The sequence below is a fragment of the Acidovorax sp. JMULE5 genome (genome assembly GCF_013376875.1).
Taxonomy (GTDB): domain Bacteria; phylum Pseudomonadota; class Gammaproteobacteria; order Burkholderiales; family Burkholderiaceae_C; genus Acidovorax; species Acidovorax facilis.
Genome location: NZ_CP035951.1, coordinates 1,930,060 through 1,956,132, shown reverse-complemented (window position 1 = coordinate 1,956,132; position 26,073 = coordinate 1,930,060). Strand labels below are relative to the sequence as shown.

At 65.2% G+C, this 26,073-nt stretch carries 26 protein-coding genes; 15 read left to right on the top strand and 11 right to left on the bottom strand.

Translation table 11 applies throughout. The annotated features are described in order from the left end of the window. Positions 1-3: 3 nt before the first annotated feature. From EXV95_RS24880 to EXV95_RS08750, 3 genes are all read left to right on the top strand, one after another. Positions 4-474, top strand: a complete 471-nt coding sequence (locus EXV95_RS24880; RefSeq protein ID WP_228899421.1) for a hypothetical protein — start codon at positions 4-6, stop codon at positions 472-474. Positions 475-476: 2 nt separating this feature from the next. Beyond that, positions 477-923 (top strand): dUTP diphosphatase, encoded by a 447-nt coding sequence (gene dut / locus EXV95_RS08755; protein WP_176886546.1) that lies wholly within the window; start codon positions 477-479, stop codon positions 921-923. Positions 924-1,118: 195 nt separating this feature from the next. After that, on the top strand, positions 1,119-1,622 hold the full coding sequence (locus tag EXV95_RS08750; protein WP_176886545.1) for a glycine zipper 2TM domain-containing protein: 504 nt from the start codon (positions 1,119-1,121) through the stop codon (positions 1,620-1,622). Between the two features lie 59 nt (positions 1,623-1,681). On the opposite strand, the gene EXV95_RS08745 is transcribed toward EXV95_RS08750, so the two are convergent. After that, positions 1,682-2,206, bottom strand: a complete 525-nt coding sequence (locus tag EXV95_RS08745; protein ID WP_121420676.1) for a peptidylprolyl isomerase — start codon at positions 2,204-2,206, stop codon at positions 1,682-1,684. Positions 2,207-2,260: 54 nt separating this feature from the next. On the opposite strand from EXV95_RS08745, the gene EXV95_RS08740 reads away from it, so the two are divergent. The 3 genes from EXV95_RS08740 to EXV95_RS08730 all read left to right on the top strand — a co-directional run bounded on the left by EXV95_RS08740 (position 2,261) and on the right by EXV95_RS08730 (position 4,398). Further along, positions 2,261-3,385, top strand: coding sequence for a cupin domain-containing protein (locus EXV95_RS08740; protein WP_176886544.1), 1,125 nt, complete (start codon positions 2,261-2,263; stop codon positions 3,383-3,385). 110 nt (positions 3,386-3,495) lie between these two features. Beyond that, a complete protein-coding gene (locus EXV95_RS08735) occupies positions 3,496-3,933 on the top strand; it encodes a hypothetical protein (protein WP_370460262.1) in 438 nt (145 codons plus the stop codon). A gap of 201 nt (positions 3,934-4,134) precedes the next feature. Continuing rightward, the gene (locus EXV95_RS08730) at positions 4,135-4,398 is read left to right on the top strand and encodes a hypothetical protein (protein WP_081474651.1); all 264 of its coding nucleotides are present in this window, start codon (positions 4,135-4,137) and stop codon (positions 4,396-4,398) included. Between the two features lie 133 nt (positions 4,399-4,531). Here the strand turns inward: EXV95_RS08730 and EXV95_RS08725 are convergent, their stop codons facing one another. The 6 genes from EXV95_RS08725 to EXV95_RS08700 form a co-directional block, all read right to left on the bottom strand. Beyond that, positions 4,532-5,314, bottom strand: a complete 783-nt coding sequence (locus tag EXV95_RS08725; RefSeq protein WP_176886542.1) for an MBL fold metallo-hydrolase — start codon at positions 5,312-5,314, stop codon at positions 4,532-4,534. Positions 5,315-5,404: 90 nt separating this feature from the next. Next, complete coding sequence (bamC, locus tag EXV95_RS08720; protein ID WP_176886541.1) at positions 5,405-6,496, bottom strand: outer membrane protein assembly factor BamC; 1,092 nt, start codon at positions 6,494-6,496, stop codon at positions 5,405-5,407. A gap of 45 nt (positions 6,497-6,541) precedes the next feature. After that, positions 6,542-7,438, bottom strand: coding sequence for a 4-hydroxy-tetrahydrodipicolinate synthase (dapA, locus tag EXV95_RS08715; protein ID WP_121505839.1), 897 nt, complete (start codon positions 7,436-7,438; stop codon positions 6,542-6,544). Positions 7,439-7,468: 30 nt separating this feature from the next. After that, the gene (locus EXV95_RS08710; RefSeq protein WP_176886540.1) at positions 7,469-8,023 is read right to left on the bottom strand and encodes a bifunctional 2-polyprenyl-6-hydroxyphenol methylase/3-demethylubiquinol 3-O-methyltransferase UbiG; all 555 of its coding nucleotides are present in this window, start codon (positions 8,021-8,023) and stop codon (positions 7,469-7,471) included. A gap of 80 nt (positions 8,024-8,103) precedes the next feature. Continuing rightward, positions 8,104-8,271 carry a hypothetical protein gene (locus tag EXV95_RS08705; RefSeq protein ID WP_176886539.1) on the bottom strand — a complete coding sequence of 56 codons (168 nt, stop codon included), beginning with the start codon at positions 8,269-8,271 and terminating at the stop codon, positions 8,104-8,106. Positions 8,272-8,295: 24 nt separating this feature from the next. Beyond that, positions 8,296-9,513, bottom strand: a complete 1,218-nt coding sequence (locus tag EXV95_RS08700; RefSeq protein WP_176886538.1) for an MFS transporter — start codon at positions 9,511-9,513, stop codon at positions 8,296-8,298. Between the two features lie 130 nt (positions 9,514-9,643). On the opposite strand from EXV95_RS08700, the gene EXV95_RS08695 reads away from it, so the two are divergent. From EXV95_RS08695 to EXV95_RS08675, 5 genes are all read left to right on the top strand, one after another. After that, on the top strand, positions 9,644-11,626 hold the full coding sequence (locus EXV95_RS08695; RefSeq protein WP_176886537.1) for a DNA topoisomerase IV subunit B: 1,983 nt from the start codon (positions 9,644-9,646) through the stop codon (positions 11,624-11,626). Between the two features lie 39 nt (positions 11,627-11,665). Further along, entirely contained in the window at positions 11,666-12,499 is an 834-nt protein-coding gene (locus EXV95_RS08690) for a lytic transglycosylase domain-containing protein (RefSeq protein WP_176886536.1), read from the top strand. Then, positions 12,496-14,853 (top strand): DNA topoisomerase IV subunit A, encoded by a 2,358-nt coding sequence (parC, locus tag EXV95_RS08685; RefSeq protein WP_176886535.1) that lies wholly within the window; start codon positions 12,496-12,498, stop codon positions 14,851-14,853. The genes EXV95_RS08690 and parC overlap by 4 nt, the downstream gene beginning before the upstream one ends. Positions 14,854-14,857: 4 nt before the next feature. Continuing rightward, the gene (locus EXV95_RS08680; RefSeq protein WP_176886534.1) at positions 14,858-15,964 is read left to right on the top strand and encodes a DNA glycosylase AlkZ-like family protein; all 1,107 of its coding nucleotides are present in this window, start codon (positions 14,858-14,860) and stop codon (positions 15,962-15,964) included. A gap of 331 nt (positions 15,965-16,295) precedes the next feature. Beyond that, complete coding sequence (locus tag EXV95_RS08675) at positions 16,296-18,107, top strand: methyl-accepting chemotaxis protein (protein ID WP_176886533.1); 1,812 nt, start codon at positions 16,296-16,298, stop codon at positions 18,105-18,107. A 126-nt stretch (positions 18,108-18,233) separates the two neighbouring features. On the opposite strand, the gene EXV95_RS08670 is transcribed toward EXV95_RS08675, so the two are convergent. Then, positions 18,234-18,692, bottom strand: a complete 459-nt coding sequence (locus tag EXV95_RS08670; RefSeq protein ID WP_121505846.1) for a RidA family protein — start codon at positions 18,690-18,692, stop codon at positions 18,234-18,236. 265 nt (positions 18,693-18,957) lie between these two features. Here EXV95_RS08670 and EXV95_RS08665 point away from each other — a divergent pair, with 265 nt between their 5' ends. The 4 genes from EXV95_RS08665 to EXV95_RS08650 all read left to right on the top strand — a co-directional run bounded on the left by EXV95_RS08665 (position 18,958) and on the right by EXV95_RS08650 (position 24,158). After that, on the top strand, positions 18,958-21,438 hold the full coding sequence (locus EXV95_RS08665) for a DNA internalization-related competence protein ComEC/Rec2 (protein WP_176889000.1): 2,481 nt from the start codon (positions 18,958-18,960) through the stop codon (positions 21,436-21,438). A 67-nt stretch (positions 21,439-21,505) separates the two neighbouring features. After that, on the top strand, positions 21,506-23,047 hold the full coding sequence (locus EXV95_RS08660) for a circularly permuted type 2 ATP-grasp protein (RefSeq protein WP_176886532.1): 1,542 nt from the start codon (positions 21,506-21,508) through the stop codon (positions 23,045-23,047). Positions 23,048-23,049: 2 nt separating this feature from the next. Next, positions 23,050-23,205, top strand: coding sequence for an alpha-E domain-containing protein (locus tag EXV95_RS08655; protein ID WP_176886531.1), 156 nt, complete (start codon positions 23,050-23,052; stop codon positions 23,203-23,205). Then, complete coding sequence (locus EXV95_RS08650; RefSeq protein ID WP_055400923.1) at positions 23,199-24,158, top strand: alpha-E domain-containing protein; 960 nt, start codon at positions 23,199-23,201, stop codon at positions 24,156-24,158. The genes EXV95_RS08655 and EXV95_RS08650 overlap by 7 nt, the downstream gene beginning before the upstream one ends. Here EXV95_RS08650 and EXV95_RS08645 read toward each other — a convergent pair. Genes EXV95_RS08645 through EXV95_RS08635 form a run of 3 tightly spaced genes read right to left on the bottom strand, consistent with a single transcriptional unit; the run spans position 24,124 to position 25,915 of the window. Continuing rightward, positions 24,124-24,615 carry a hypothetical protein gene (locus EXV95_RS08645; RefSeq protein WP_176886530.1) on the bottom strand — a complete coding sequence of 164 codons (492 nt, stop codon included), beginning with the start codon at positions 24,613-24,615 and terminating at the stop codon, positions 24,124-24,126. The two genes, EXV95_RS08650 and EXV95_RS08645, sit on opposite strands and share 35 nt — an antisense overlap. A 6-nt stretch (positions 24,616-24,621) precedes the next feature. Then, a complete protein-coding gene (locus tag EXV95_RS08640) occupies positions 24,622-24,954 on the bottom strand; it encodes a VF530 family DNA-binding protein (RefSeq protein ID WP_228899459.1) in 333 nt (110 codons plus the stop codon). Between the two features lie 43 nt (positions 24,955-24,997). Next, entirely contained in the window at positions 24,998-25,915 is a 918-nt protein-coding gene (locus EXV95_RS08635; protein WP_055400927.1) for a LysR family transcriptional regulator, read from the bottom strand. Positions 25,916-26,073 lie beyond the last annotated feature (158 nt).

Here is a 26,073-nt window from a genome sequence, read left to right as displayed (position 1 = left end):
CGTATGAAGACTGGTGCCACCAAGCCTGAATGGGATACGCCGCCCGATGGCGACTTTGCACGCTACGTGGAACGGCTGACCGCGCCTGCACCTGCCAGAGGTGTACAAGCTCCAGCCCCTGGCTCCACCACCGCCCAGAAGCCCGCTGGGGCGGGTGGGGTGCGCCCGGCGCCCCAGTCCGGTCCGCCGGATCTCGCTCTGGTTCTGAAGCCTTTGCTGGGCGTTGTGCGTGCGGTGCGCGCCGTGCTGCTGGTGTTGATTGCCTTGCACGGGGTGGCGCTGTTCATGTTCAGTCAAGGGTCTTTGCCGGGGCTCGCGGTCATGGCGGCCACCTGGTGGGGGTTGGGGCGTTTGATTGACGTGGCTCCCAAGGCCCTATCATCCGCAGCCTTCGGGGCCGCGTCTGGCGTGGAGCCCTTGCAGGAGCGGCTGCGGCAAGTGGCCCAGCAGCGCACAACTGGAAAGAAGAAATAGCCGTGAAGATTGACGTGAAGATTCTGGATCCGCGCATGGCGGACCAATTGCCCACCTATGCCACCCCCGGCAGTGCTGGCCTGGACCTGCGCGCTTGCCTGGATGCTCCGCTCACCCTGCAGCCGAATGCCTGGCAACTGGTGCCCACGGGCATTGCCGTCTACCTCAAAGACCCCGGGTACGCCGCGCTGATCCTGCCGCGCTCGGGTCTGGGCCACAAGCATGGCATCGTGCTCGGCAATCTCGTGGGCCTGATTGACAGCGACTACCAGGGGCAGCTCATGGTGAGCGCCTGGAACCGCAGCGGCACCGCATTCACGCTGGAGCCCATGGAGCGGCTCGCACAGCTGGTGATCGTTCCGGTGGTGCAGGCGCAGTTCAACGTGGTGACTGAGTTTGCAGCGACGCAGCGAGGCGAGGGTGGCTACGGGTCAACCGGGAAGGCCTGAGCACCGGGCTGAATGGGGTCGGGGCAGGTTGGGGTTGTAAGACGCCGCTTACCTTTGGATGGGTTTGTTACTGACGCAGGCGCAGCCCCTGCGTCTACGGGACAGGGGGCTGGGGCGTTGTTCCAATCTAGGTATGCGCACCAAGGCTGGATTCCCTGCAAGCCGTGTGCACCCCCTGACTTTAGGAGTACGAAAATGCTGCAAATTACCCGTTCTTTCGCCATCGCTGGCGCCGTGATCCTTGTGGGCTCGTTGACCGCCTGCGGCCACAACCGATCGGCCCCTGCGCCACAATATTCGGGGGGCTACTCGGGCGGCTACCAAACGGCGCCGGCCTACCCGAACAATCCGGCCGGAACGGAGTACGGTCGGGTTTCAAATATTGAAGTGCTGCAGGGGCGGTCGCAAGGCCAAACCTCCGGGGCTGGTGCTGTGATCGGCGCCGTGGTGGGTGGTGTTCTGGGCAACCAGATTGGCAAGGGCTCCGGTCGTGCCGCCGCAACCGGCGTGGGCATTGTTGGAGGCGCAGTAGCAGGCAATGCCATTGAGGGCCGCAACAACAGCCAGGAAGTACAGGGCTACCGCCTGTCGGTGCAACTCGATCACGGCGGCTACCGCGTCTACGACGTAAGCAGCCCCGGCGATCTTCGCATTGGCGACCGTGTACGCCTGTACAACGGCCAGATTTCACGCCTTTAATCGACCATGCGGGCTTGGCTAGGCTCTGAACAACCGTCCAGGGCCTTCCTTTCGCCAGCTCAGTGGAGCAGGTTGCTGCCAGGCGCCTGCGGCTGTACCCGAAAAAAGCCTGTGCCAGCGCTGCCCCGGCCAATTTCCTCTTCGGTGGCTTCCCGCACGGCCTGTACGGTCAGCTGCAAGCGCAGCGCAATCCCCGCCAGCGGGTGATTGCCATCCAGGACCACATGCTCCGGATAGATCTCCGTGACCGTGTAGAGCCCCGTACGGGGGGCATCGGGATTGCAGCCCTCGGGCAGCGCGGCGCCGTCAAACGTCATTCCCTCTTCGATCTCTGCCGGAAAAAGATCGCGTGGCTCCAGGAACAGCAATTGGTCGTTGAAGTCACCAAACGCATCTTCGGGCTCCAGGTGCAATGCCAGCGTGGCACCGGGGCCGTGGCCTTGAAGAGCCTCTTCGATGCGGGGTAGAAGGTCGTCGCCCCCCACCAGAAACTCTACGGGATCGTCGAGCACATCCAGTTCTTCGCCAAGGGTGTCTTTCAGTGTCCAGGTCAGTGCGACCACACATTGTTGGGTAATTTCCATAGGAGAATTGTCGCAGTTTGACCAACGGCTCCGCAAAGGGGCAGACCAGTTCCCATGGATATCCAGCAACCCCTTACCCTGCTCGGTGGCCTGACCCCCGAGCAGTTCATGCGCCGCCATTGGCAGAAGAAGCCCTTGCTGGTGCGCCAGGCCATTCCCCAGTTTGCTCCCCCTGTGTTGCGGTCGGAGCTGTTCGCGCTGGCCGCCCAGGAGGGCGTGGAGTCCCGCCTCGTGCAACTGGCCAAAGGGGCGTGGAAGCTGCGCCATGGACCCTTTCAAAGGCGTGCCCTGCCTGCGCTCCAGCAGCCTGATTGGACTTTGCTGGTGCAGGGCGTTGACCTGCACAACGACGCCGTGCATGCGCTGATGCAGCAGTTCCGGTTTGTGCCGGAGGCGCGGCTTGATGACCTCATGATCAGTTATGCGTCCGACGGCGGTGGTGTGGGCCCGCATTTCGACAGTTACGACGTCTTTCTGTTGCAGGCCCACGGAACGCGTCGTTGGCGCATTGGCCGCCAGAAGGATCTCACGCTGCGCGAAGGTATTCCACTCAAAGTGCTGGCGCAGTTCGAGCCTGAAGAGGAGTACCTGCTGGAGCCGGGCGACATGCTGTACCTGCCGCCGCGTTATGCACACGATGGCATCGCCGAGGGCGAATGCATGACTTATTCGATCGGCTTTAAGGTGCCGTCCCGCGCCGAATTGGGCCAGGAATTGTTGGTGCGCCTGGCCGAGGATGCTGCGGATCAAGACAAGCCCCTGCTGTACCGCGATGCCCAGCAGGAAGCTGTGTCTCAACCTGCGGCCATTCCGGCGGGTTTGCAGGACTTCGCGCGGGATGCTTTGAGCCGCGCACTGGCGCAGCCCCTTGTTTTGGAGCGCGTACTGGGGGAATATCTGACTGAGCCCAAGCCGAATGTGTGGTTCGAACCCGGCGATACAGGCGTGATGCTGGAAGGGGTGCGCCTGGACCGCCGCAGCCGCATGATGTACGACACTCACCATGTGTTCATCAATGGCGAGAGCTACCGCGCGGCAGGCCGCGATGCAACGCTAATGCGCCGCCTGGCTGACGAACGCCAGCTGACCGCCCGCGAGCTTGCGCGCGCCAGTGACGACGCGCTGGAGCTGCTGTCGTCCTGGTGTGATGCGGGCTGGGCCCACGTCTGGGCTGGATAGATCGAAGCACCCCAGGAGACACCGCCGTGACCGAGACTTCTGCCACTTCCGCCGATTCGCCGCCCGATCTCCCGGTGGGCCGTTTCAGCAGCCGTGAAGCGTTTCAGCAAATGGTGCGCGACGCGATTGCCACAGCCGCCCGTGATGGCTGGAAGGAAATTGTGATCAGCGATGCGAATTTCCATGACTGGCCCCTGGGCGAACGCAGTGTGGTGGAGGCCTTGCAGGATTGGGCCCATGGAAGCCGGCGTTTCACCATGCTGGCGTGCAGCTACGATGATGTGATCCGTCGGCACGCGCGTTTTGTGCGTTGGCGGGGCACCTGGGACCACATCATCAATTGCCGTCGCAGCCCGGCGGCTGATCCCCTGGATATTCCAAGTGCATTGTGGTCCCCGCACTGGGTGATGCAACGGCTGGACCCGGAGCGGTGCGTGGGGGTTGCAGGCTTTGAACCAGATCGCCGTGTGCTGCTGCGCGAGACACTCAATGAGTGGGTGCGCAGCAAAAGCACGCCCGGTTTCCCCGCATCGACGCTGGGGTTATGAGCCAAATGCGCGCTTTGCGCCTTGTCAATTGGGCGTAAAGGTTTCGTCAGTGTTAGTCTGTATTGACTAAATACCAATATAATCAGCGGCTGCGCCGAAAAGGTGCAAGCCAAGCGCATTGTGCCAAAGCGTACCGGGGCTTCCCAAAAGCCTGACGCCGTGGCTTTTCAAGATTCTGTCTGTCCAACTAGGAAAATCGAAATGAAGAACTCTCTCGTTCTGGCCGCCCTGATCGCTGCTGCTGCACTCGCCGCTTGTGGCAAGAAGGAAGAGCCCGCTCCTGCTCCAGCACCAGCTGCCGTGGAAGCTCCAGCTCCAGCTCCAGCACCAGCTCCTGCCGCTTCTGAAGCCGCTCCTGCCGCTTCCGACGCTGCCTCGGCTGCTGCTGCACCTGCTGCCGATGCTGCCAAGGCTGCCGCTGACGCTGCTGCTACCGCTGCTACTGGCGCTTCCGCAGCCAAGTAATTCGCTGCAGGCCGCAGCGGGTTGCAAAACCTGCTGTCGACCCAAAGCCCCGCACCGCAAGGTCGGGGCTTTTTCTTTTGGGGTGCGTTTTCCTTCCCCGGAGTTGGTCGTTTGCGGCGTGACCGGAGTCACTTCATCCTGCAACTGCCAGCCAGGGCGTTCCCTCTGTGGGGCTGGCGACGGTGATTTCCTCGGCGGGCCACTCCAGTGCAAGGCCTAGCGCCTGTTGAGCGAGGCCGGGTGCATTGTTCTGTGCGCTCAGGTGGGCGGCCACCACACGCTGAAGGCCAGGGTGTCGCATGGCACGCAGGATGTCGGCTGCCGCAAAATTGGCCAAGTGCCCATACGGTCCCCCGACGCGGCGTTTCAAGAAGGTCGGATACCGGGATGCTTCGAGCATTGCGGGGTCGTGGTTGGCTTCAATCATCAACGCATGGCAGCCTTGTAGTTGCTGCAGAACATGGTCGCTGGCGTGGCCGAGGTCGGTGAGCACGCCCAGGTGGGATGCGCCGTCCGAGCAGCGCAGCTGCAGCGGCTCGCGCGCATCGTGGGGCACCGTGAAGGGCAGGGCGCTGAAGGTGCCGAGGTCCAGAGCCTGCATGTCGTGTGCGATGCGCAGCATGCCATCAAAGTCGGGGGCTCCGAGGGCGGCATAGGTGCCCTGGCTCATCCATACCGGGATGCGGTAGCGCACGGCCACGGCCAGTGCACAGCCGATGTGGTCCGAGTGTTCGTGGGTGATGAAGACGGCATCCAGGTCTTCGATCTGCAACTGCGCTTGCGCCAGGCGGGTCTGCAGTTGCCGGATGCCGAATCCGCAATCGATCAGCAGGCGGCGTACCTGTGTGCCGCTGCTGCCTTCCACCACCGTGGCGTTGCCCGTGCTGCCGCTACCCAGGTTCTTGAAACGCAGCATGTCGTGGTTGAAGGCGCTTGCCGCGCAGCACCTCTGTTGCCTGGGCCCCGGGCCCAGGCAGGGGGAGCGAAGAGGTGCGCGGTTCGTCGCTTATTTCAGATCGTCGGCAATCACGCGGACGATGCGCTCGGCATTGGCGGACGATTCGGGGACGCCGGCTTCGTTGAGCACCGATACCGTGGTGGACTCCCCTTGGCTGCGCACCAGAATGCGGTACTTGAGTGGAGGTGTGGCGTTGGACGAGCTGAAGAGTTTGCCGAAGAACCCTGGCTCCTTCTTCTCGGCATTGGGAGCCACATAGCGCACAAAGTAGGTGCCTTCATTGCGATTGCGGTCTTCCACCGTGAAGCCGGTGCGGTCCAGGGCCAGGCCGATGCGGCGCCAGGCGCGGTCAAAACCCTCGTCAAGCTGGACCACGGGTTTGTTGTCTACCGTTGCCATGCGGGCCGACTGAGCGCGTGGGGCGGGGGCTGCAGCCACTGCCTTGGACTGCTCTTGGCTCACGCCCAGCTTGACCATCAGGCGGCGCAGGAATTCGGTTTCGAGTTCAGGGTCGGAGGGGCGGGGTTGCCACACGGTGCTGTCTTTGGAAACGTTGCCGTAGACCTCAATCATGCCGCGGTGGGTGATGTAGATCTCGGTGCCGCCGTTGGCGTTGCGCTCCAGGCGCGTGCGGAACTTGTCGCGTTCACCGGTGGAGTACAGCGAGTCGAGCAGCTTGCCCAGGGTCGAGCGGATGAAATCCTGAGGCAGCTTGGCCCGGTTTTCAGCCCAGTCGGTTTCCATGATGCCCACGTTGGGCTCTGCCTGGGCCAGGTTGAAGCCGCTTTCCTGCCAGAAGTCGCGCACGGGCTCCCACAGCTTGTCGGCCGGGCGATTGACGACCAGCCAGCGCTGGTTGCCGTCGCGCTCGATGCGCACGTCGCCCAGTTGCAGGGCCGCAGCGTTGGCGGTGCCCGATGGCTGTGCGGCCTGGCCAGCCTGCATGGCGGCGGCCGACACGGTGCCGCCTGGGACGTTGTAGCGTGAATCGCGCGACAGCTGGGTCAGGTCTGGCGGGACTTCCAGGGTCGAGCCTTTGGTCGCGCTCTTGTAGTCGATCTTGTCGCCCTCCAGGGCGGCACAGGCAGACAGGGCCATGGCAAGGGCCAACAGGCTCAGGCGGGTGGTAGCAGCTTTCACGCGGAAATCCTTGGAGAGTGTCTCGGGGAGCGGGCGCAGCCCGGATTAGATCAGGCCGCTGGTGCGCAGCGCAGATTCGACCACAGCCTCGTTGCTGGTGGTCAGCGGCGTCATGGGCAGGCGCATGGTGCCACCGCACAGGCCCATGCGGGCCATGGCCCACTTGACCGGGATGGGGTTGGCTTCCACAAACAGGTTCTTGTGCACCGGCATCAGCTTGAACTGTATTTCCATGGCCCGGCGTGCATCGCCCGCCAGGGCAGCCACACACAGTTCGTGCATCAGGCGCGGGGCGACGTTGGCCGTCACGCTGATGTTGCCGTGGCCGCCGCACAGCATCAGCGCCACAGCGGTCGGGTCGTCGCCCGAATACACGCCAAACCCCTGGGGCACATCGCGGATGAGCCACTGGGCGCGTTCGATGTTGCCGGTGGCTTCCTTGATGCCGATGATGCCGGGCACCTGGGTCAGGCGCAGCACGGTGTCGTGCTGCATATCGGCCACCGAGCGGCCGGGCACGTTGTACAGCACGATGGGCAGGTCGCCCGTGGCTTCGGCAATCGCCTTGAAATGCTGGAACTGGCCCTCTTGCGTAGGCTTGTTGTAGTACGGCACGACCTGCAACTGGCTGTCGGCCCCCACGCCGCGCGCGAACTTGGCCAGCTCGATGGCTTCGGCGGTCGAATTCGCGCCACAGCCCGCCATGATGGGCACGCGCTTGGCAGATTGCTCCACGGCCACGCGGATGATCTCGCAATGTTCTTCGACGTTGACGGTGGGCGACTCGCCCGTGGTGCCCACCACGCCGATGCAGTCGGTGCCTTCGGCAATGTGCCAGTCGATCAGTTTGCGCAGGGCCGGGTAGTCCACGCTACCGTCCTCGTGCATGGGAGTGACGAGGGCGACGATGCTGCCGGTGAGAGCGACGGAGGAAGAGGTCATGTCCGCAGTGGTAAACGGTAAAAGAGCATTCTAACTAGCCCACATGGGCAGAAGATGTCGTGAGGGTCCCCCAGGCGGCGGGAGTTCCCGCACGGCCGTGATGCGTTGCACGAAACGGTCGGGGTTTTGTTGGAAGCCGTCTTCATAGGCCACGGTGCGCAGTCCCGTGCAGGCGGCCAGCAGTTCTCCGGGCTGCAGCAGGAATTCCGGCCGGGCCGGGCGGCCTACGGTTTCGTTGCCGTGTGCAAAGGTCTCGTAGATCAGCACACCGCCTGGGGCCACGCTCTCCACCAAGGTGGCCAGCAGGGGCCGCCACAGGTAGTTGGTGACCACCACGGCACCAAACTGGCGGCCTGCAAAGGGCCATGGGCCGCTCTCGATGTCGGCCAGCACCAGTTCACCCAGACCCTCGCAAGCGGCCAGGGCCTCGGCAGAGCGGTCCACCCCCACCACGGAGTGCCCCAGGCCGCGCAGCCAGCGCAGGTGGCGCCCGGCGCCGCAAGCCACGTCGAGCACCGTGCTGCCCGGCGCAATCAGGTGGGACCAGCGGCGGACCCAGTCGGAGGGAGCTTCGTTACCGTGCATGTGCTATTGAAAATATAGCTATCAGCGCTTGTCCATAAAGCGCTGGCGGCTAAAAAGACTTGAAAGAGAGAGGCGCGGGCTTAGAAGCACGCCCACATCTGGTCGGCCAGCATCACCATGAAGTCCGGCACCGTGTACATGCCAAACACCGCCAGGCACAGCACCACCGCCGTGATCCAGCCAAGCCAGCGCCATACCCGTGGCACGCTGCTGCCGGGCGGGGTGGTGGATGCGCTGACGGTGGGCATGAAGAAGTTCTTTGCAGGGGATGGTCAGGCAGGTTGGGCTGCGCCGCGCTGGATGGGGCTTTCCCGGACCGGCAGGTTTACCAGCCCGGCAAAAACACCCAGGCCGATGGCGATGTACCAGACGATATCGTAGCTGCCCGTCGCATCGTACAGATAGCCCCCCAGCCACACGCCCAGGAAGCTGCCGATCTGGTGGCTGAAGAACACGAAGCCGCCCAGCATCGACAGATGCTGCACGCCAAAGATTTGCGCGATGGTGGCGTTGGTGGGCGGGATGGTCGATAGCCACAGCGTGCCCATCACCGCCGAGAACACATACACCGACAGCGGCGACAGCGGCACCAGCAAAAACACGCTGATGGCCGCAGCCCGCGCAAAGTAGATAAAAGCAAGGATGAACCGCTTGGGCATGCGCTGGCCCAGCGTGCCGGCCACATAGGTGCCCAACACATTGAACAGGCCAATCAGCGCCAGTGCATAGCTGGCCACCTGGGGCGACAGGCCGTGGTCCTTGAGGTAGCTGGGCATGTGCACGCCGATGAACACCACCTGGAATCCACAGACGAAGTAGCCCGCCATCAACAGGTTGAAACTGGGGTAGCGGAACGCCTCGCCCAGCGCTTGCAGGATCGTCTGCTCGCGCTTGACCGGGGCCGCTCCCGCGAAGTTGGGCTCGCGCAGCCCAAAGGCCAGCGGCACGATGAGCAGCACCATCAAGGACAGCGCCAGCAGCGCCTGCTGCCAACCCAGTCCGGCAATCAGCCAGCCTTCCACCGGCACCATGAGGAACTGGCCGAACGAGCCTGCCGCAGCAGCCACACCCATGGCCCAGGACCGGCGTTCGGGTGCAATCTGGCGCCCCAGCACACCGTAGATCACGGCGTAGGTGGTGCCCGCCTGGGCTGCGCCAATCAGCACGCCCGCCGTCAGTGCAAACAGCGTGGGCGTGGGCGACAGTGCCATGCCCGCCAGGCCCAGGCCGTACAGCACGGCACCGCCCATCAGCACGCGGAACGCGCCAAACCGGTCGGCCACCATGCCCGCAAAAATTCCGATCAGGCCCCAGGACAGGTTCTGGATGGCAATTGCCAGTGCGAACGACTGGCGCGTCCAGCCCATCTCCTGGGTGATGGGCAAGAGCCAAAGCCCGAAGCCGTGGCGGATGCCCATCGACAGGGTCACGATGGCCGCGCCGCAGGCCAGCACCTGGAACATGGACAGTTTGGGAGGATTCGTATGCATGCGCAGGAATGTAGCCAGATTGCGTGAAACGTGCTGATACACCGGGGACCAATACAGTTGGTACCAGGGGCGAAGGTGGAGCTGGTTTTATATCCAGCTATTGCTGCGTTGCCGCACTACAATCCGCCCCATGTCTGCCAAACCGTCTTCTGCATCCGCCAGCGAATATTCCGAAGGCTCGATCCGCGTGCTCAAGGGCCTGGAGCCCGTCAAGCAACGCCCGGGCATGTACACCCGCACCGACAACCCCCTGCACATCGTTCAGGAAGTGCTGGACAACGCGGCCGACGAGGCGCTGGCCGGGCACGGCAAGAAGATCCGCGTCACGCTGCATGCCGACGGCTCGGTCAGCGTAGAAGACGACGGCCGGGGCATTCCGTTTGGCATGCACCCCGAGGAAAACGCCCCGGTGATCGAACTGGTGTTCACCCGGCTGCATGCGGGCGGCAAGTTCGACAAGGGCAAGGGCGGTGCCTACAGCTTCTCCGGCGGCCTGCACGGCGTGGGCGTGAGTGTGACCAACGCCTTGGCCACCCGGCTGGAGGCCACCAGCTACCGCGAAGGCAAGGCGGCGCGCCTGGTGTTTTCGGCCGGCGACGTGATCGAACCCCTGGTCGCCCGGCCGCTGGAGGCCGGCGAGCGCAAGCAGGGCACCTCGGTGCGCGTGTGGCCCGACGCCAAGTATTTCGAGTCCAGCGCGCTGCCCATGGGCGAGCTCACCCACCTGCTGCGCAGCAAGGCCGTGCTGATGCCGGGCGTCACCGTGCAGCTCGTCAACGAGAAGACCCGCGAGACGCAAACCTGGCAGTACAAGGGCGGCCTGCGCGACTATCTGATGCAGACGCTCAACGGCGACCCGGTGATCCCGCTGTTTGAAGGCGAGGGTTTTGCCGACCGCAACAACGAGAGTTTTGCCGAGGGCGAGGGCGCATCCTGGTGCGTGGCCTTCACCGAAGACGGCCAGCCGGTTCGCGAGAGCTACGTCAACCTGATTCCCACCAGCGCGGGCGGCACGCACGAAAGCGGCCTGCGCGACGGCCTGTTCAACGCCGTCAAGAGCTTTATCGAGCTGCACAGCCTGCTGCCCAAGGGCGTGAAGCTTTTGCCCGAGGATGTGTTTGCGCGCGCCAGCTATGTGCTCAGTGCCAAAGTGCTCGACCCGCAGTTCCAGGGCCAGATCAAGGAGCGCCTGAACTCGCGCGACGCGGTGCGGCTGGTGAGCGGCTTTGTGCGCCCGGCGCTCGAACTCTGGCTGAACCAGCATGTGGAATACGGCAAGAAGCTGGCCGAGCTGGCCATCAAGGCTGCCCAAACCCGTCAGAAGGCGGGCCAGAAAGTCGAAAAGCGCAAGGGCTCTGGCGTGGCCGTGTTGCCCGGCAAGCTCACCGACTGCGAAAGCAAGGACATCGCCCACAACGAAGTCTTCCTGGTCGAGGGCGACTCGGCCGGCGGCAGCGCCAAGATGGGCCGCGACAAGGAAAGCCAGGCCATCCTGCCGCTGCGCGGCAAGGTGCTCAACACCTGGGAGGTGGAGCGCGACCGCCTGTTTGCCAACAACGAAATCCACGACATCTCGGTGGCCATCGGCGTGGACCCGCATGGCCCCAACGACACGCCGGATTTGAGCGGCCTGCGCTACGGCAAGGTTTGCATCTTGAGTGACGCCGACGTGGACGGCTCGCACATCCAGGTGCTGCTGCTCACGCTCTTCTTCCGCCACTTCCCCAAGCTCATCGAGACCGGTCACATCTACGTGGCGCGCCCGCCGCTGTTCCGCGTGGATGTACCCGCGCGCGGCAAGAAGCCCGCCGCCAAGATGTATGCGCTGGACGATGGCGAACTGACTGCCATCCTCGACAAGTGCGCCAAGGACGGTGTGCCGAAAGAGAAGTGCCAGATCAGCCGCTTCAAGGGCCTGGGCGAGATGAACGCCGAGCAGCTGTGGGAAACCACGCTCAACCCCGACACCCGCCGCCTGCTGCCCGTGCAACTGGGCGACATGGACTTTGCCGCCACCGAAGGCCTCATCACCAAGCTCATGGGCAAGGGCGAAGCCGCCGCGCGCCGTGAGCTGATGGAGCTGCATGGCGATGCGGTCGAGATCGATATCTGACCGCATCGACGCGCTCCGCCCGGTGTTTGTGATCAAAATATGAATAAAAACAGTGCCCTGCGCTTGTCTGTATTGGGTTTGTTGCTATGTTTTGTGCAGCAAATGGCCCATGCGGACCTGTGGGCGCATGTGGACGAGCGCGGCGTGACGCACTTTGCGGCCGAGCAGGTCGATCCGCGCTACCAGCTGTTTTTTCGCGGCAACGACTTTGACTCCACCCGCGATGCGCCTGCCAATGCGTCGCCCATGCCCTATGCGCTGCCCACAGCGGGCGCGCGCCTGCTGGCCTTTTTTGACATCGCCCCCGACTACAAACGCGTCAAACACCACCTGCGCGCTGCGTCCGTCAAACACGGTGTGGACTACGAGCTGCTGCAGGCCGTGATCGCGACCGAATCCGGCTTTGACGCCACCGCCGTATCGCCCAAGGGCGCCGTGGGCCTGATGCAGGTGATGCCCGCCACGGCCAACCGCTTTGGCGTGAGCAGCGACGCCAAGCGCACGGTGGAACAGAAGCTGGCCGACCCGGCGGTGAATGTGCCCACTGGCACCCGCTACCTGCGCCACCTGCTGGACCTGTTCCCCGGCCGCATGGACCTGGCCGTGGCGGCCTACAACGCCGGTGAAGGTGCGGTACAGCGCGCGGGCAATCAAATCCCCGCGTACAAAGAAACGCAGAACTATGTGCGCACCGTGCTGGGCCTGTATGCCCAGCTCAAGCCCCCGGCACCCGTGCTGGCACAGCGTGCAGCGCCTGGCCGCGTACGCATGGAGCTCTCGGGCGGTGCCACCAACAGGGGCAACCTGCCGCCCACCCGCGTCGCACAGACACGCGACCAGAACCTGAATCAAGAACCTGTAGTTAACGAATGAGCGACCAACCGACTTTGGATTTCACCACCGCAGGCGATGACGGGGGCGACTCCCTGGGCCTGGCGGGCTATGCCCAGCGCGCCTACCTTGAATACGCGCTGTCGGTCGTCAAGGGCCGTGCGCTGCCCGATGTGTGCGACGGCCTCAAGCCCGTGCAGCGGCGCATTCTGTATTCGATGGACCGCATGGGCCTGGGCTACAGCGGCCCCACGCGCAATACGGCGGCCAAGCCGGTCAAGAGCGCCCGCGTGGTGGGCGACGTGCTGGGCCGCTTCCACCCGCATGGCGACCAGTCGGCGTACGACGCGCTGGTGCGCATGGCGCAGGACTTTGCCCAGCGCTACCCGCTCATCGACGGCCAGGGCAACTTCGGCAGCCGCGACGGCGATGGCGCAGCGGCCATGCGCTACACCGAGGCGCGCCTGTCGCGCATCACCAGCCTGTTGCTTGACGAGATCGACGAAGGCACGGTCGATTTCATGCCCAACTACGACGGCAGCACGGAAGAGCCGCGCCAGTTGCCCGCGCGCCTGCCGTTTGCGCTGCTCAACGGCGCCAGCGGCATTGCCGTGGGCCTGGCCACCGAAATCCCCAGCCACAACCTGCGCGAGATTGCCGACGCCTGCATTGCGCTCATCAAGACACCTTCGCTGAGCCAGGACGAGCTGCTGGCCATCGTGCCCGGCCCGGACTACCCCGGTGGCGGCCAGATCATCAGCAGTGCCAACGACATTGCAGACGCCTACCGCAGCGGCCGGGGCAGCCTCAAGGTGCGTGCGCGCTGGAAGATTGAAGAGCTGGCCCGGGGCCAGTGGCAACTGGTGGTCAACGAATTGCCGCCCGGCGTGAGCACGCAGCGCGTGCTCGAAGAGATCGAGGAAATCACCAACCCCAAGGTGAAGGCGGGCAAGAAGGCGCTGAGCCAGGACCAGACGCAACTGAAGGCCAGCATCCTGGCCGTGCTGGATGTCGTGCGCGACGAATCGAGCAAAGACGCGCCCGTGCGCTTGGTGTTCGAGCCCAAGACGGGCAAGACCCCGCAGCAGGAGCTGATCACCGCGCTACTGGCGCACACCAGCCTGGAGACCTCGGCCCCGATCAACCTGACGATGGTGGGGCTCGACGGCAAGCCGGTGCAAAAGTCGCTGCGTGTGATGCTGGAAGAGTGGATCGCCTTCCGCCAGACCACGATCACGCGCCGCAGCCAGCACCGCCTGAACAAGGTGCTTGAGCGCATCCACATCCTCGAAGGGCGGCAGACCGTGCTGCTCAACATCGACGAGGTGATCGCCATCATCCGTGCGGCCGAGGAGCCCAAGGCCGCGCTGATTGCGCGCTTCAACCTCAGCGACCGGCAGGCCGAAGACATCCTTGAAATTCGCCTGCGCCAGCTTGCGCGGCTCGAAGCCATCAAGATCGAGCAGGAACTGAAAGAACTGCGCGAAAGCCAGGGCAAGCTCGAAGACATTCTGGACAACCCCGGCTCGCTGCGCCGCACCATGGTCAAGGAGATCGAGGCCGACGCCAAGACCTTTGCCGATGCGCGCCGCACGCTGATACAGGCCGAGAAAAAGGCTGTGGCCGAAGTGAAGGTGGTGGACGAGCCTGTCACGGTGATCGTCTCGCAAAAAGGCTGGGTGCGCGCTCGCACCGGCCATGGTCACGAGGCTGCCAGTTTTGCCTTCAAGGCGGGCGATGGCCTGTATGGCACGTTTGAATGCCGCACGGTCGATACCTTGCTGGCCTTTGGCAGCAATGGCCGCGTGTACTCGGTGGCGGTGTCATTGCTGCCCGGCGCACGCGGTGACGGCCAGCCGGTGACCACGCTCATCGAGCTGGAAGCCGGCACGCAGCTGCTGCACTACTTTGCAGGGCCCGCCAACGCCACGCTGCTGCTGTCCAACTCCGGTGGCTACGGCTTTCTGGCGGCGGTGGAGAACATGGTCTCGCGCCAGAAGGGCGGCAAGGCCTTCCTCACGTTGGGCGAGGGCGAAACCGTGTGTGTGCCTTCGCATGCCGCAGGCAGTACAGGCAGCAAGCCGGTGCTGCCTGCCACGCACGTGGCCTGCGCCTCCACGGGCGGACGCATCCTCACGTTCGAGATCACCGAGCTGAAAACCATGGTCAACGGCGGTCGCGGGCTGATGCTGATTGACCTGGAAGACAAGGACCAGCTGGCGGGAGCCGCAGCCTACACACGCAGCATTCGCCTGGATGGCATTGGCCGGGGCGGCAAGCAGCGCGACGAGACGCTGGAGATCCGCAGCCTGAACAACGCCCGCGCCGCGCGAGGCCGCAAGGGCAAGGCGGCGGACCTGGGCTTCAAGCCCAACGCAGTGACGCGCGTGGAGTAAGACTGTGGCGTCGCGCTCACCCACGCTGGATGAGCTGCGCCGCTACGCGATTGCGCGCAGCCTGTTCAAACCGCTGACGCTGCCCGGCGCAATCCGCAAGCTGGGGTTTGTGCAGGCTGACCCGATGCGAGCACCCGCGCGGGCGCAGGACCTGATTTTGCGTCTGCGGGTGCGCGACTACCGCGCGGGTGACCTGGAACGCCGCTACGAGCGCTTGGGTATTGAAGAAGACGCCTTCGTTAACTACGGCTTTGTGTCCCGCCAGATGCTGGCGCTGCTGCACCCGCGCACGCCGCGCCGGCCGTGGGACGCCGCCACTACCGAACGTGCGCGTGAGGTGCTGGCGTTTGTGCAGGAGCGGGGCGTGGTGCATCCACGTGAGGTCAGCGAGGCGTTTGCGCACCATGGCCGCGTGGCAGGCTACTGGGGCGGAGAACTCAACGCGAGCACGCGCCTGCTGGACGCCATGCACCACCACGGCTGGTTGCGCGTGTGCCGCCGCGAATCGGGTACCCGGGTGTATGCGCCGGTGGCGCACCCCGAGCAGGACGTCAGCCCTGCCGCACGCATGGCGCGCGCCGAAGCCCTGGTGGATCGCATCGTGGCGCTGTATGCCCCGTTGCCTGCCCCCAGCCTGGGCTACCTGGTCACGCTGCTGCGCTATGGCGCACCGCAGCTGGCTGCCGAGGCGCGCGCGGTGGCCAAGGCCGCACCGTCACGCTACGGCCATGCGGTGGTCGATGGAACCACCTGGTTTTGGCCTGTCGCTGAAAGTCCGGCATCGCGCCGCCACCAGCCGGATAACGGCGTGCGGCTATTGGCACCGTTCGATCCCGTGGTGTGGGACCGAAGCCGCTTCGAGATGCTGTGGGGCTGGGCGTACCGGTTCGAGGCGTATGTACCGGCGCCCAAGCGCACCATGGGCCACTATGCGTTGCCGGTGCTGTGGGGCGAACAGATGGTGGGCTGGGCCAACCTGCGCGTGGAGCGCGGTCGGCTGCAGCATGCTCTGGGTTTTGTGGCCGGGCGCCCACCACGCGACGCGGGGTTCCGGCGCGCGCTGGGCGACGAACTGGCGCGTTTTGAGGCCTTCCTCGGCTCCGCAGCCTGACAGCCCGCTCACGCACCCGGCACCCCGGGGTCAGCGCGTTAGCACCTGCTGCCAGTATTTTTCAAGGTGTTGCAGCGGGCAGCAGGGGCCAGTGGCACTGCGCTTTTGTCGACGATGGGCGTACAGAGGGCATCCGAATGGGGCGTCTGTCCGAACGGCATGGCTTTCTGAAACCCCTTGGCTGAACTCTGGCGGCGCGGAGACGCGCGCCCCCGCAGGGTGGTGGGGTCAATACAGGCAGGGCAGACCCTGATGTGCACTATCGGAGTTTGTGCAATCGTGAAAAAGCGTGCAACATCTGTACACAAACACAACGCTTCAGGAGACAACCATGCCCAAGCATCTTCGGATGGCTCACAAGCTCTGGCTGGCGGTGATTTTGATTGTGGTCATGCTGGTGGCGGTGGTGGGCTTTGCGGCCTACCGGTCTGCCAAGGTACAGGCCCATGCTGATGCGGTGAGCAAAGACATGGAGTCGCGCGTGCAGGCGGCACTGCGCTGGTCGGGTCTTACCGAGACCAATGCCGCCAGAACCCAGGCCCTGATTGTCAGCAGCGACCCGGCCGTCGAAGCCGAGTTCAAGGATGTGATTGCGGCCACATCGGCGCAGATCAGCGAAGTGCAAAAGTCGCTGGAATCCATGGCCCTGTCAGAGGCCGACAAGCAGCAGATGGCCAAGATCGCCGCTGCGCGCAAGACCATGATCGACCTGCGCGGCGAGGCCCGCAAACTCAAGAGCGATGGGCAGCAAGAACAGGCGGTGACGCTGATCACCCAGAAGTACAACCCGTCGGTGGCGGCCTACACCACCACGCTGCGTGAGTTCGTTCAGCAGCAGCAGCAAGGTGCCGAGGCCGTTCAGAAGCAGATGGCGGCAGAGCGCATGCTGACGGTCAAGATTGCTGCCGTGGCTGTGGGCCTGCTGCTGCTGGCCATCATTGTGGGTGCCCACTACCTGATCGGCAGCATCCAGCGGCCCCTGGAGCAGGCCAACGGGCTGGCCGAACGCATTGCGGGGGGCGACCTGAGCATGCAGGAATCCGTGACCCGGGGCGACGAGTTTGGCGACCTGCTGCGTTCGCTGTATGCCATGAGCAGCGCCTTGGGCCGCATGGTGCACCAGGTGCGCCAGAGCACCGACAGCATCGCCATCGCCAGCGCCGAGATTGCTACGGGCAACCACGACCTGTCGGCCCGCACCGAGCAGACCTCCAGCAACCTGCAGGAGACGGCGGCCGCCATGGAGCAGTTCACCAGCACCATCCAGCAAAGCGCAGGCAGTGCGCAGCAGGCCAGCAGCCTGGCGGCGGGCGCCACGGGCGTGGCGCGCCGGGGCGGCGAGGTGGTGAACCAGGTGGTGGCCACGATGGAGGACATCAACCACAGCAGCAAGAAGATCGCGGACATCATTGGCGTGATTGATGGCATAGCCTTTCAGACCAACATCCTCGCGCTGAACGCCGCTGTGGAAGCTGCCCGCGCGGGTGAGCAGGGCCGGGGTTTTGCGGTGGTGGCCAGCGAGGTGCGCAGCCTTGCCCAGCGCAGCGCCGAGGCCGCCAAGGAGATCAAGTTGCTCATCAGTGCATCGGTCGAGAAGGTGGAGACGGGCTCGCGCCTGGTGTCGGACGCGGGCACCACCATGACCGACATCGTCCAGTCGGTGCAGCGCGTGACCGACATGATCGGCGAGATCACCGCAGCATCGTCCGAACAGAGTGCGGGGGTGTCGCAGGTCAACAAGGCGATCAGCAACCTCGACCAGATGACGCAGCAGAATGCGGCACTGGTGGAAGAAAGCGCCGCCGCCGCCCAGAGCCTGCGTGAGCAGGCAGATCACCTGGCGCGCGAGGTGTCCATGTTCAAGGTGAATGCCGCCAGCTATGGGCCCGCGCAGGCGGCCATTGGTGCGGCGCGCGCCACGGCTGCCCAGCGGCCACAGGCACCCGCCGCCACCGCTGTCCCCTCGGCACCCGCACGGCCCGCACCGGGTTCTGGTGCGAAGGCACTCCACGGCACGCCCGCTGCGGTGGCCAAGGCTCCGGCTGCAGCGGCCGCTGTTGCCAAGGTATCTGCCGCACCTGCACCCGCCAGCCGCAAGTCTGCGGTGGCCCAGGGATCGGAAGAGGACTGGGAGTCTTTCTGACGCTCTGACAACTGGCAGCCATGGTGTCATGGCGGCTGGGAGGGGCGCATCCGTCGCCGCCCTGCGCAGAAAACAAAAAACCCATGGCAGTCATGCCATGGGTTTTTTGGTGAGGGGTGGGGTCTGTCAGGCCAGCTCGGCGATCAGCTCGATTTCCACGCAGGCACCCAGGGGGATCTGCGCCACGCCAAAAGCGCTGCGGGCGTGCACGCCTTTTTCGCCAAAGACTTGGCCCAGCAGTTCGCTGGCGCCGTTGGTCACCAGGTGCTGCTCGGTGAAATCACCCGTGGAATTCACCAGGCTCATGACCTTGACGATGCGCTTGACGCGGTTGAGGTCGCCGCCACAGGCAGCCTGCAGCGTGCCCATGAGGTCAATCGCTACCGAGCGTGCAGCTTCCTTGCCTTCTTCGGTGCCGATATCGCGGCCAAACTGCGCGGCCCAGGGCTTGCCGTCCTTGCGTGCGATGTGGCCGGACAGGAACACCAGGTTGCCCGTCTGTACATAGGGCACATAGGCGGCAGCGGGCACCGACACGGGGGGCAGGGTGATGTTGAGTTCTTTCAGCTTGTCGTAAACGCTCATGGTCTTTCCTCGGTTTGGCGTGAAGGTGGATGGCGGGGGCTGGCCGGTGCAGGTGCGCCGGCACGGCCTGCTGGTCAGCGCGGTGGCTTCGCGGTCCGGCGGCACCCGGATGGCCGCGAGTGTTACACAGCCTGGTGTGCAGAATCCAGCGGCCAGCCCCCAGGCATCGCATTAGCATCAGCCCATGCCCGCCATAAGCGCCCCTAATGCCATTTCATCCGCCCCTGTGGGCCTGGATGGCGCCGTGGCCAGCGAAAGCTCCGCGATGGTCGCCGCCGTTCCCTGGCGCTTGCCTGCGTGGCTGCTGGGGGCCGTTTTGGGGGCCGCGCTGCAGCTGCAGCAGCCGGTGTTGTGGCCCGGGGTGGTCTACGGGGCGGTTCTGGTGGCGGCGTGTGTGGTGGGCGGGTGCGCGCGGGCAGCGTCCAGGCGACGTAGATGGGGCGCTCATGCTGCCACCGCGCTGGCCGTGGGTGCTGGAGTGCTGGTGATGTTCGCCCTGTGTGGGCTGCGCGCTGTGGACTATGCGGCCCAGGGCCTCGCGCCCGCGCTGGAGGGCCAGGACATCCGGGTGACCGGCGTGGTGGCGGCCATGCCGCAGACCAACGAGGCTGGCACCCGCATCCGCGTGGACGTGGAGGCCGCGCGCCTGAACGGTACCCCGGTGACGCTGCCGCCGCGCATCGATGTGGCCTGGTACGGCGGCCCGTTCCGCGATGCGGCCGGAACCTTGGACCTGCAGCGCCCACCGCCCGCCCTGAAAGCCGGCGACCGCTGGGCGTTGACGGTGCGCCTCAAGGCGCCGCACGGGCTGCGCAACCCGCATGGTTTTGACTACGAGTTGTGGATGTGGGAGCAGGGCGTGCAGGCTACAGGCTACGTGCGTGCCGGGCCCAAGGACGAGCCGCCCGAGTTCGTGACAGCAACCTGGCTGCATCCGGTGGAGCGGGCGCGGCAGTCGGTGCGCGATGCGATCCTGGAGCGCCTGGCGGGCGATCAGGATGGCAGTGACCCGGCCCACACGCGCGTTGCGGGCGTGGTGGCGGCTTTGGTGACGGGTGACCAGCGCGCCATTGACCGTGCCGATTGGGATGTGTTCCGCGCCACGGGCGTGGCTCACCTCATGAGCATCTCCGGGCTTCACGTCACCTTGTTTGCCTGGCTGGCCGCGCTGATGGTGGGTGCCCTGTGGCGGCGTTCCACCCGGCTGTGCCTGGCGGTGCCCGCGCCCTCCGCCGCACTGGCCGCCGGGGTGGTGCTGGCGGCAGCCTACGCGCTGTTCAGCGGCTGGGGCGTGCCAGCACAGCGCACGGTGATCATGCTGGCGGCCATTGCCATGCTGCAGCTTAGCGGCCGCCGCTGGCCCTGGCCGCAGGTGTGGCTGTGGGCCTGTGCAGCCGTGGTGGTGGCAGACCCGTGGGCGCTGGCGCAGGCAGGCTTCTGGCTGAGCTTTGTGGCGGTGGGTATTCTGTTTGCTACTAATTCAATAGCTGGTAGCGCTTATCCATCCAGCGCTAGGCACCATTTTTATGCATTGATTTGGGAGCAGTGGGTGGTGACGCTGGCGCTCACGCCCCTGACCCTGCTGTTGTTTGGCCAGGTGTCGGTGGTGGGTTTTGCCGCCAACCTGGTGGCGATTCCCTGGGTCACCCTGGTGGTCACCCCGCTGGCGTTGGGCGGCGTGCTGTGGGCGCCCTTGTGGAGCCTGGCCGCCCTCAGTTTGCAACCGCTGGCAGCCCTGCTGCAATGGCTGGCGTTGTGGCCCTGGGCCGTGGTCTTCCTGCCTGCCGCGCCGTTGTGGGCGGGCATGCTGGCCGTGGCCGGAGGCGCGCTGCTGGCCACGCGCCTGCCCTGGCGGCTGCGGCTGCTGGCACTTCCCCTCCTGTGGCCCGCGCTGTGGTGGCAGCCGGTGCGCCCGGCGGCAGGGCAGTTTGAACTGCTGGCCGCAGACATCGGCCAGGGCAACGCGGTGCTGGTGCGTACCGCCACCCACACGCTGCTGTACGACGCAGGGCCGCGTTTCAGCCGCGAGAGCGACGCGGGCCACCGCGTGCTGGTGCCGATGCTGCGGGCACAGGGGGAGCGCGTGGACACCCTCATGCTCAGCCACCGCGATGCAGACCACACTGGCGGTGCGGCCGCGGTGCTGGCGCAGCAGCCGCATGCGGAGCTGGTGGGCTCGATCGAGGCAGAGAACACCTTGCAGGCCTTGCGCCCAGTCCAGCCCTGCCTGGTGGGCCAGCGCTGGGAGTGGGATGGTGTGGCCTTCGAAGTGCTGCACCCGCAGCCGGACGACGCGGCGGTGCGCAACGTGCGCCCCAATGCGCTGAGCTGTGTGCTGCGCATCACCTCCGCCGGGCCGCAGGGCGTGTCGGCCTTGCTGGTGGGCGACATCGAAGCCCCGCAGGAACAGGCCCTGCTGGCGCGCGGTGCGGCGCTCCAGGCCGACCTGCTGCTGGTGCCCCACCACGGCAGCAAGACATCGTCGTCCCCGGCGTTTCTGGATGCCGTCCAGCCGCGCACTGCTTTGGTGCAAGCCGGGTACCGCAACCGCTTTGGCCATCCAGCCCCAGAGGTGTTGCAGCGCTATCGCCTTCGCGACATCGAGGTGGTGGAGTCTTCGCGCTGCGGCGCCGCGACCTGGGCCTCTGCCAAACCCGCAGCGATAGGGTGTGAACGCGATGCGCGCCGACGCTACTGGCAGCACCAGATGGTGCCCCGGGCGGACCCAGCAGGCGCGATGCCGTAGTGCCACCAGGGGCCGTTTGCAGAGTGTGGGCGCGCAACTTGCTATCCTGTCTTCAGGAGGCCAGTTCATGCAGAAATTTGACGAGATGTACGCCATGCTGCCTTTTGATGGCAGCGATGTGCGGGAACACTACAAGCGCTATGCGCAGTGGTTGAGCAAACAGCCCCCTGATGTGATGCAGGCCCGCAGGGCCGAAGCCGAGATGATCTTCCGGCGCGTGGGCATTACCTTCGCCGTTTACGGCGCAAAGGACGAGGGCGGGGCGGGCAACGAGCGGTTGATTCCGTTTGACCTGATTCCGCGCATCATTCCGGCCCATGAGTGGAGCAGCATGCAGCAGGGGCTGGTGCAGCGGGTCACGGCGCTCAATCGCTTCATCCACGACGTGTACCACGGCCAGGACATCATCCGCGCCGGCATCGTGCCCGCCGACCTCATCCTCAACAACGCGCAGTACCGGCCCGAGATGGCCGGGTTGCATGTGCCGCAGAACATTTACGCGCACATTGCCGGCATCGACATCGTGCGCGCCCCCAACGCGCAGGGCGAGGGCGAGTACTACGTGCTGGAAGACAACCTGCGCGTGCCCAGCGGCGTGAGCTACATGCTGGAAAACCGCAAGATGATGATGCGGCTCTTCCCCGAGCTGTTCAGCCTGCACAAGGTGGCGCCCGTGGCCCACTACCCCGACATGCTGCTCGAAACCCTGCGCGCCAGCGCGCCCGCAGCGGCCGACGAGCCCACGGTGGTGGTGCTCACGCCCGGCATGCACAACAGCGCGTACTTCGAACATGCCTTCCTCGCGCAGCAGATGGGCGTGGAGCTGGTCGAAGGGCAGGACCTCGTCGTCAAGGACAAGTTCGTCTACATGCGCACCACGCGCGGCCTGCAGCGGGTGGACGTGATCTACCGCCGGGTGGACGACGACTTCCTCGATCCGCAGGTCTTCCGCCGCAATTCCACGCTGGGCTGCCATGGCCTCATGGAGGCCTACCGCGCTGGCAATGTGGGCATCTGCAACGCCGTGGGCACGGGCGTGGCCGACGACAAGTCGGTGTACCCCTACGTGCCCGAGATGATCCGCTTCTACCTGGGGCAGGAGCCCATCCTCAAGAACGTGCCCACGTGGATGTGCCGCAAGCAGGGCGATCTGCAGCATGTGCTGGCCAACCTGAAGGACCTGGTCGTGAAGGAAGTGCACGGCGCGGGTGGCTACGGCATGCTGATCGGCCCGGCCGCCACGCAGGCCGAGATCGAGGACTTCCGCCGTGCGCTGCTGGCCAACCCGGCGGGCTACATCGCCCAGCCCACGCTCAGCCTGTCGAGCTGCCCGACCTATGTGGAAAGCGGCATCGCCCCGCGCCACATCGACCTGCGCCCCTTCGTGCTCAGCGGTCGCGAGGTGCAGATGGCCGCAGGGGGCCTCACGCGCGTGGCACTGCAAGAGGGCTCGCTGGTGGTGAATTCGTCGCAGGGCGGCGGCACCAAGGACACCTGGGTGCTGGGCGAGGGTGCGCCTGCCGCGCAACCCAAGGCCGTGCAATCCCAGTCGCAATCGCAATCCCTGGGCCAGGGCCAGTCGCAAAGCCAATCGCAAGGGAGCCTCTGAACATGCTGAGCCGCACTGCCGATCATCTGTTCTGGATGTCCCGCTACACCGAGCGGGCTGAAAACGCCGCCGAAGGCGGGGTTTCACCACAACACAGCCAGCGTGCGCAGCACGCGCGGGGTTCTCAGCCCTGCTCGATCAAGGAGGCCGCATGCTGAGCCGCACCGCCGACCATCTGTTCTGGATGTCCCGCTACACCGAGCGGGCTGAGAACACAGCAAGAATGCTCAATGTGAGCTACGAGACTTCCCTGTTGCCCCAGGCTGCCGATGTGGCGCAGAAAGGCTGGGAGGGCCTGCTGTCCATCAGCGAGCTGATTCCTGCCTACACCGCCAAGCATGGCGAAGTGACGCCCGCCAACGTGCTGGAGTTCATGGTGCACGATGGCAACAACCCGTCGTCCATCTTGTCGTGCCTGCGTGCCGCGCGCGAGAACGCGCGTGCCGTGCGCGGGGCGCTGACCACCGAGGTGTGGGAGACGCAGAACCAGACTTGGCTGGAGCTGCACCGCCAGCTGGAGGGGGGCGCCTTTGAGCGCGACCCAGGCCAGTTCTTTGAATGGGTGAAGTACCGCTCGCACCTCTCACGCGGCGTGGTGCTCGGCACGATGCTGCAGGACGAGGCGTTTCACTTTTTGCGCATGGGCACCTTCCTGGAGCGCGCGGACAACACCGCGCGCCTGCTGGATGTGAAGTTCCACGCGGTCAAGAACGACTTCTTCGGCCGCCCCAGCGACCGCAACCAGGAAAGCGACTTCTACCACTGGAGCGCCATCCTGCGCAGCGTTTCGGCGTTCGAGGTGTACCGCAAGGTCTACCGCGATGTGATCACGCCGGGGCGCGTGGCCGACTTGCTGATCCTGAGCCGCGATATGCCCCGATCGCTGCACGCCTGCCTGCGCGAGGTGGTGGACAACCTGGCCGTGCTGGCCAACGGGCAGTCCGCCGAAACCAGCCGCAGGGCAGGGCGCTTGCTGGCCGACCTGCAGTACGGTCGCATCGACGAGATCCTGGCCACGGGCCTGCACGCGTTCCTCACGCAGTTCCTGGACCGGGTCAACGACCTGGGTGGCGGCATCAGCCGCGATTTTCTGGTGACGTCCGGCGATTGAAAACCAGCAGGGTTGCGCCATGCAAGGCCAGCCCCGCTGCGTAGGGAATGAGCGGTGCCCAGGGAGAGCCCAGCCAGGCTCTTGCCTGCGCGCCACGCAGCCAGTCGGGCATCACTGCGCCCCAAGGGGCGTGCAGGCTCGTCTGCAGAAACCCATAGGTCGTCAGCCCCAGACCTACAGTCGCACCCAGAGCGACGCCGTAGGCCACCGGCAGCTTGCGGCGACCCGCCATGGCCATGAAGGCTGCACTGAAGAAAACCCCCAAGAACATGGTGGCCAGCCACGCCACAGGCCACCATCCCGCATCACCCCTTCCAGACTGAACCGTCAGCAGAGCATTGAACCCACCGATGACGCCCAGCGTTAACAGGGGTACCAGAAAATTGCGATACCGCGCGCTCAGCCGTGCCGAGTACGCATTCGGGGTTGGCGATGTTTGGGGTGTGGTAGCGCGCATTGCAAGTCATTCTTGCGCGTTGCGCCGCTGGTCGCGCAGCATGAAGAGGTAAAGGCTCTCGACCTTCTCACGTGCCCAGGGGGTCTTGCGCAAAAACTTGAGGCTGGAACCCACGCTGGGGTCGATCTGAAAGCAGCGGATGGGGATCTGTCGGCCCAGCTCGTCCCAGCCAAAGTAGTCTGCCAGGCCCACTACCATGGCTTCCAGCGTTACGCCGTGCAGGGGGTTGCGGGGCTGTTTGGCAGAAGCTGCTGGAGGTGTGGGCTCGGCAGCTTGCGCGGTGTGGCCGCCCTCGGTGGTGCGCGCGTCAGGGGTGGGGGTGGACTCGGTAGCGTTCATGGGCCCAAGCATAAAGGCCCCTGCCCGCCTTTGTGGAATGCCTTCACTGCGTGCGTTGCAGGTGGGTCTCGCGCTGAAACAGCTCGGCCGCCCAGTCCACAAACGCACGCACCTTGGCGCTCAGGTGGCGGTTGGGTGGATACACCACGTACACAGGCAGTGGCGGCTGGGTCCACTCGGGCATCAGCCGCACCAGGGCGCCATTTTGCAGGTGTTGTTGCGCCTGGTAGCTGGTGATCTGCCCGATACCCAGCCCCGCCAGCACGGACGTCACATAGGCATTGGCTTCATTCACGCTCAACTGGTAGGGGCCCGTGATGTCGATGGATTCGGAGCCCTTTACGAACTCCAGCGGGTAGTGCCGGCCGCTTTGCGGAGAAAAATAGATCACGCTGGCGTGTTTTTCCTCGATCTCCAGCGGGTGGGTGGGCGTGCCCTTGCGCGCCAGATAGTCGGGCGATGCCACCGTGATGAACTCCAGGTTGCCCACCCGCCGCGCCACCAGCGACTGGTCGCTGAGCTCGCCACCGCGAATCACGCAGTCCACGTTGTCTCCGATCAGGTCCACGATGCGGTCGCTCACCCCCAGGTCCACCTGGATGTCCGGGTACCGTGCATGAAACTCTGCCAGGTTCGGAATGATGAGCAGCTGTGCCACCGACGTGCCGACATCGATGCGCAGGCGACCGCGCGGATTGGCTCGTGCATTGGTCATGCTGGCCTCGATGTCATCCAGGTCGGTCAGCAGCCGGACGGTGCGGTCGTAGTAGGCGGCGCCGTCGGGCGTCACCGTCACGCGCCGCGTGGTGCGGTTGAGCAGCTTTACGCGCAGGCGCTCCTCTAGCGCCTGCACATGCTTGGTCACGGTGGCTTTGGGCAGCGATAGCGAATCCGCTGCCCTGGTAAACGTGCCGGCCTCCACCACCCGCACGAATATGCGCATGGCCTGTATTTGGTCCATGGCTTCTCCTTGAATCTGGAACGTCAGCACCCACCAGTGGGTGCTGCGGAATTCTCACACGGGCACTGCCATTTGATTGTTGAGCTTTTGGAAACAGTGCGGTGGTGTTTGACCTGTTTATCTGAAAGGCCCGAGCCACTACATTTCATCCATCGTCA

What these genes read in the sequence shown, in the direction of transcription:
- EXV95_RS24880 (WP_228899421.1), top strand. Translation starts at nt 4, where the DNA reads ATGAAGACTGGTGCCACCAAGCCTGAATGGGATACGCCGCCCGATGGC.
- EXV95_RS08750 (WP_176886545.1), top strand. Translation starts at nt 1,119, where the DNA reads ATGCTGCAAATTACCCGTTCTTTCGCCATCGCTGGCGCCGTGATCCTT.
- EXV95_RS08745 (WP_121420676.1), bottom strand. Translation starts at nt 2,206, where the DNA reads ATGGAAATTACCCAACAATGTGTGGTCGCACTGACCTGGACACTGAAA.
- EXV95_RS08740 (WP_176886544.1), top strand. Translation starts at nt 2,261, where the DNA reads ATGGATATCCAGCAACCCCTTACCCTGCTCGGTGGCCTGACCCCCGAG.
- EXV95_RS08735 (WP_370460262.1), top strand. Translation starts at nt 3,496, where the DNA reads ATGGTGCGCGACGCGATTGCCACAGCCGCCCGTGATGGCTGGAAGGAA.
- EXV95_RS08730 (WP_081474651.1), top strand. Translation starts at nt 4,135, where the DNA reads ATGAAGAACTCTCTCGTTCTGGCCGCCCTGATCGCTGCTGCTGCACTC.
- EXV95_RS08725 (WP_176886542.1), bottom strand. Translation starts at nt 5,314, where the DNA reads ATGCTGCGTTTCAAGAACCTGGGTAGCGGCAGCACGGGCAACGCCACG.
- dapA (WP_121505839.1), bottom strand. Translation starts at nt 7,438, where the DNA reads ATGACCTCTTCCTCCGTCGCTCTCACCGGCAGCATCGTCGCCCTCGTC.
- EXV95_RS08710 (WP_176886540.1), bottom strand. Translation starts at nt 8,023, where the DNA reads ATGCACGGTAACGAAGCTCCCTCCGACTGGGTCCGCCGCTGGTCCCAC.
- EXV95_RS08705 (WP_176886539.1), bottom strand. Translation starts at nt 8,271, where the DNA reads ATGCCCACCGTCAGCGCATCCACCACCCCGCCCGGCAGCAGCGTGCCA.
- EXV95_RS08700 (WP_176886538.1), bottom strand. Translation starts at nt 9,513, where the DNA reads ATGCATACGAATCCTCCCAAACTGTCCATGTTCCAGGTGCTGGCCTGC.
- EXV95_RS08695 (WP_176886537.1), top strand. Translation starts at nt 9,644, where the DNA reads ATGTCTGCCAAACCGTCTTCTGCATCCGCCAGCGAATATTCCGAAGGC.
- EXV95_RS08690 (WP_176886536.1), top strand. Translation starts at nt 11,666, where the DNA reads ATGAATAAAAACAGTGCCCTGCGCTTGTCTGTATTGGGTTTGTTGCTA.
- parC (WP_176886535.1), top strand. Translation starts at nt 12,496, where the DNA reads ATGAGCGACCAACCGACTTTGGATTTCACCACCGCAGGCGATGACGGG.
- EXV95_RS08675 (WP_176886533.1), top strand. Translation starts at nt 16,296, where the DNA reads ATGCCCAAGCATCTTCGGATGGCTCACAAGCTCTGGCTGGCGGTGATT.
- EXV95_RS08670 (WP_121505846.1), bottom strand. Translation starts at nt 18,692, where the DNA reads ATGAGCGTTTACGACAAGCTGAAAGAACTCAACATCACCCTGCCCCCC.
- EXV95_RS08665 (WP_176889000.1), top strand. Translation starts at nt 18,958, where the DNA reads ATGGTCGCCGCCGTTCCCTGGCGCTTGCCTGCGTGGCTGCTGGGGGCC.
- EXV95_RS08660 (WP_176886532.1), top strand. Translation starts at nt 21,506, where the DNA reads ATGCAGAAATTTGACGAGATGTACGCCATGCTGCCTTTTGATGGCAGC.
- EXV95_RS08655 (WP_176886531.1), top strand. Translation starts at nt 23,050, where the DNA reads ATGCTGAGCCGCACTGCCGATCATCTGTTCTGGATGTCCCGCTACACC.
- EXV95_RS08650 (WP_055400923.1), top strand. Translation starts at nt 23,199, where the DNA reads ATGCTGAGCCGCACCGCCGACCATCTGTTCTGGATGTCCCGCTACACC.
- EXV95_RS08645 (WP_176886530.1), bottom strand. Translation starts at nt 24,615, where the DNA reads ATGCGCGCTACCACACCCCAAACATCGCCAACCCCGAATGCGTACTCG.
- EXV95_RS08640 (WP_228899459.1), bottom strand. Translation starts at nt 24,954, where the DNA reads ATGAACGCTACCGAGTCCACCCCCACCCCTGACGCGCGCACCACCGAG.
- EXV95_RS08635 (WP_055400927.1), bottom strand. Translation starts at nt 25,915, where the DNA reads ATGGACCAAATACAGGCCATGCGCATATTCGTGCGGGTGGTGGAGGCC.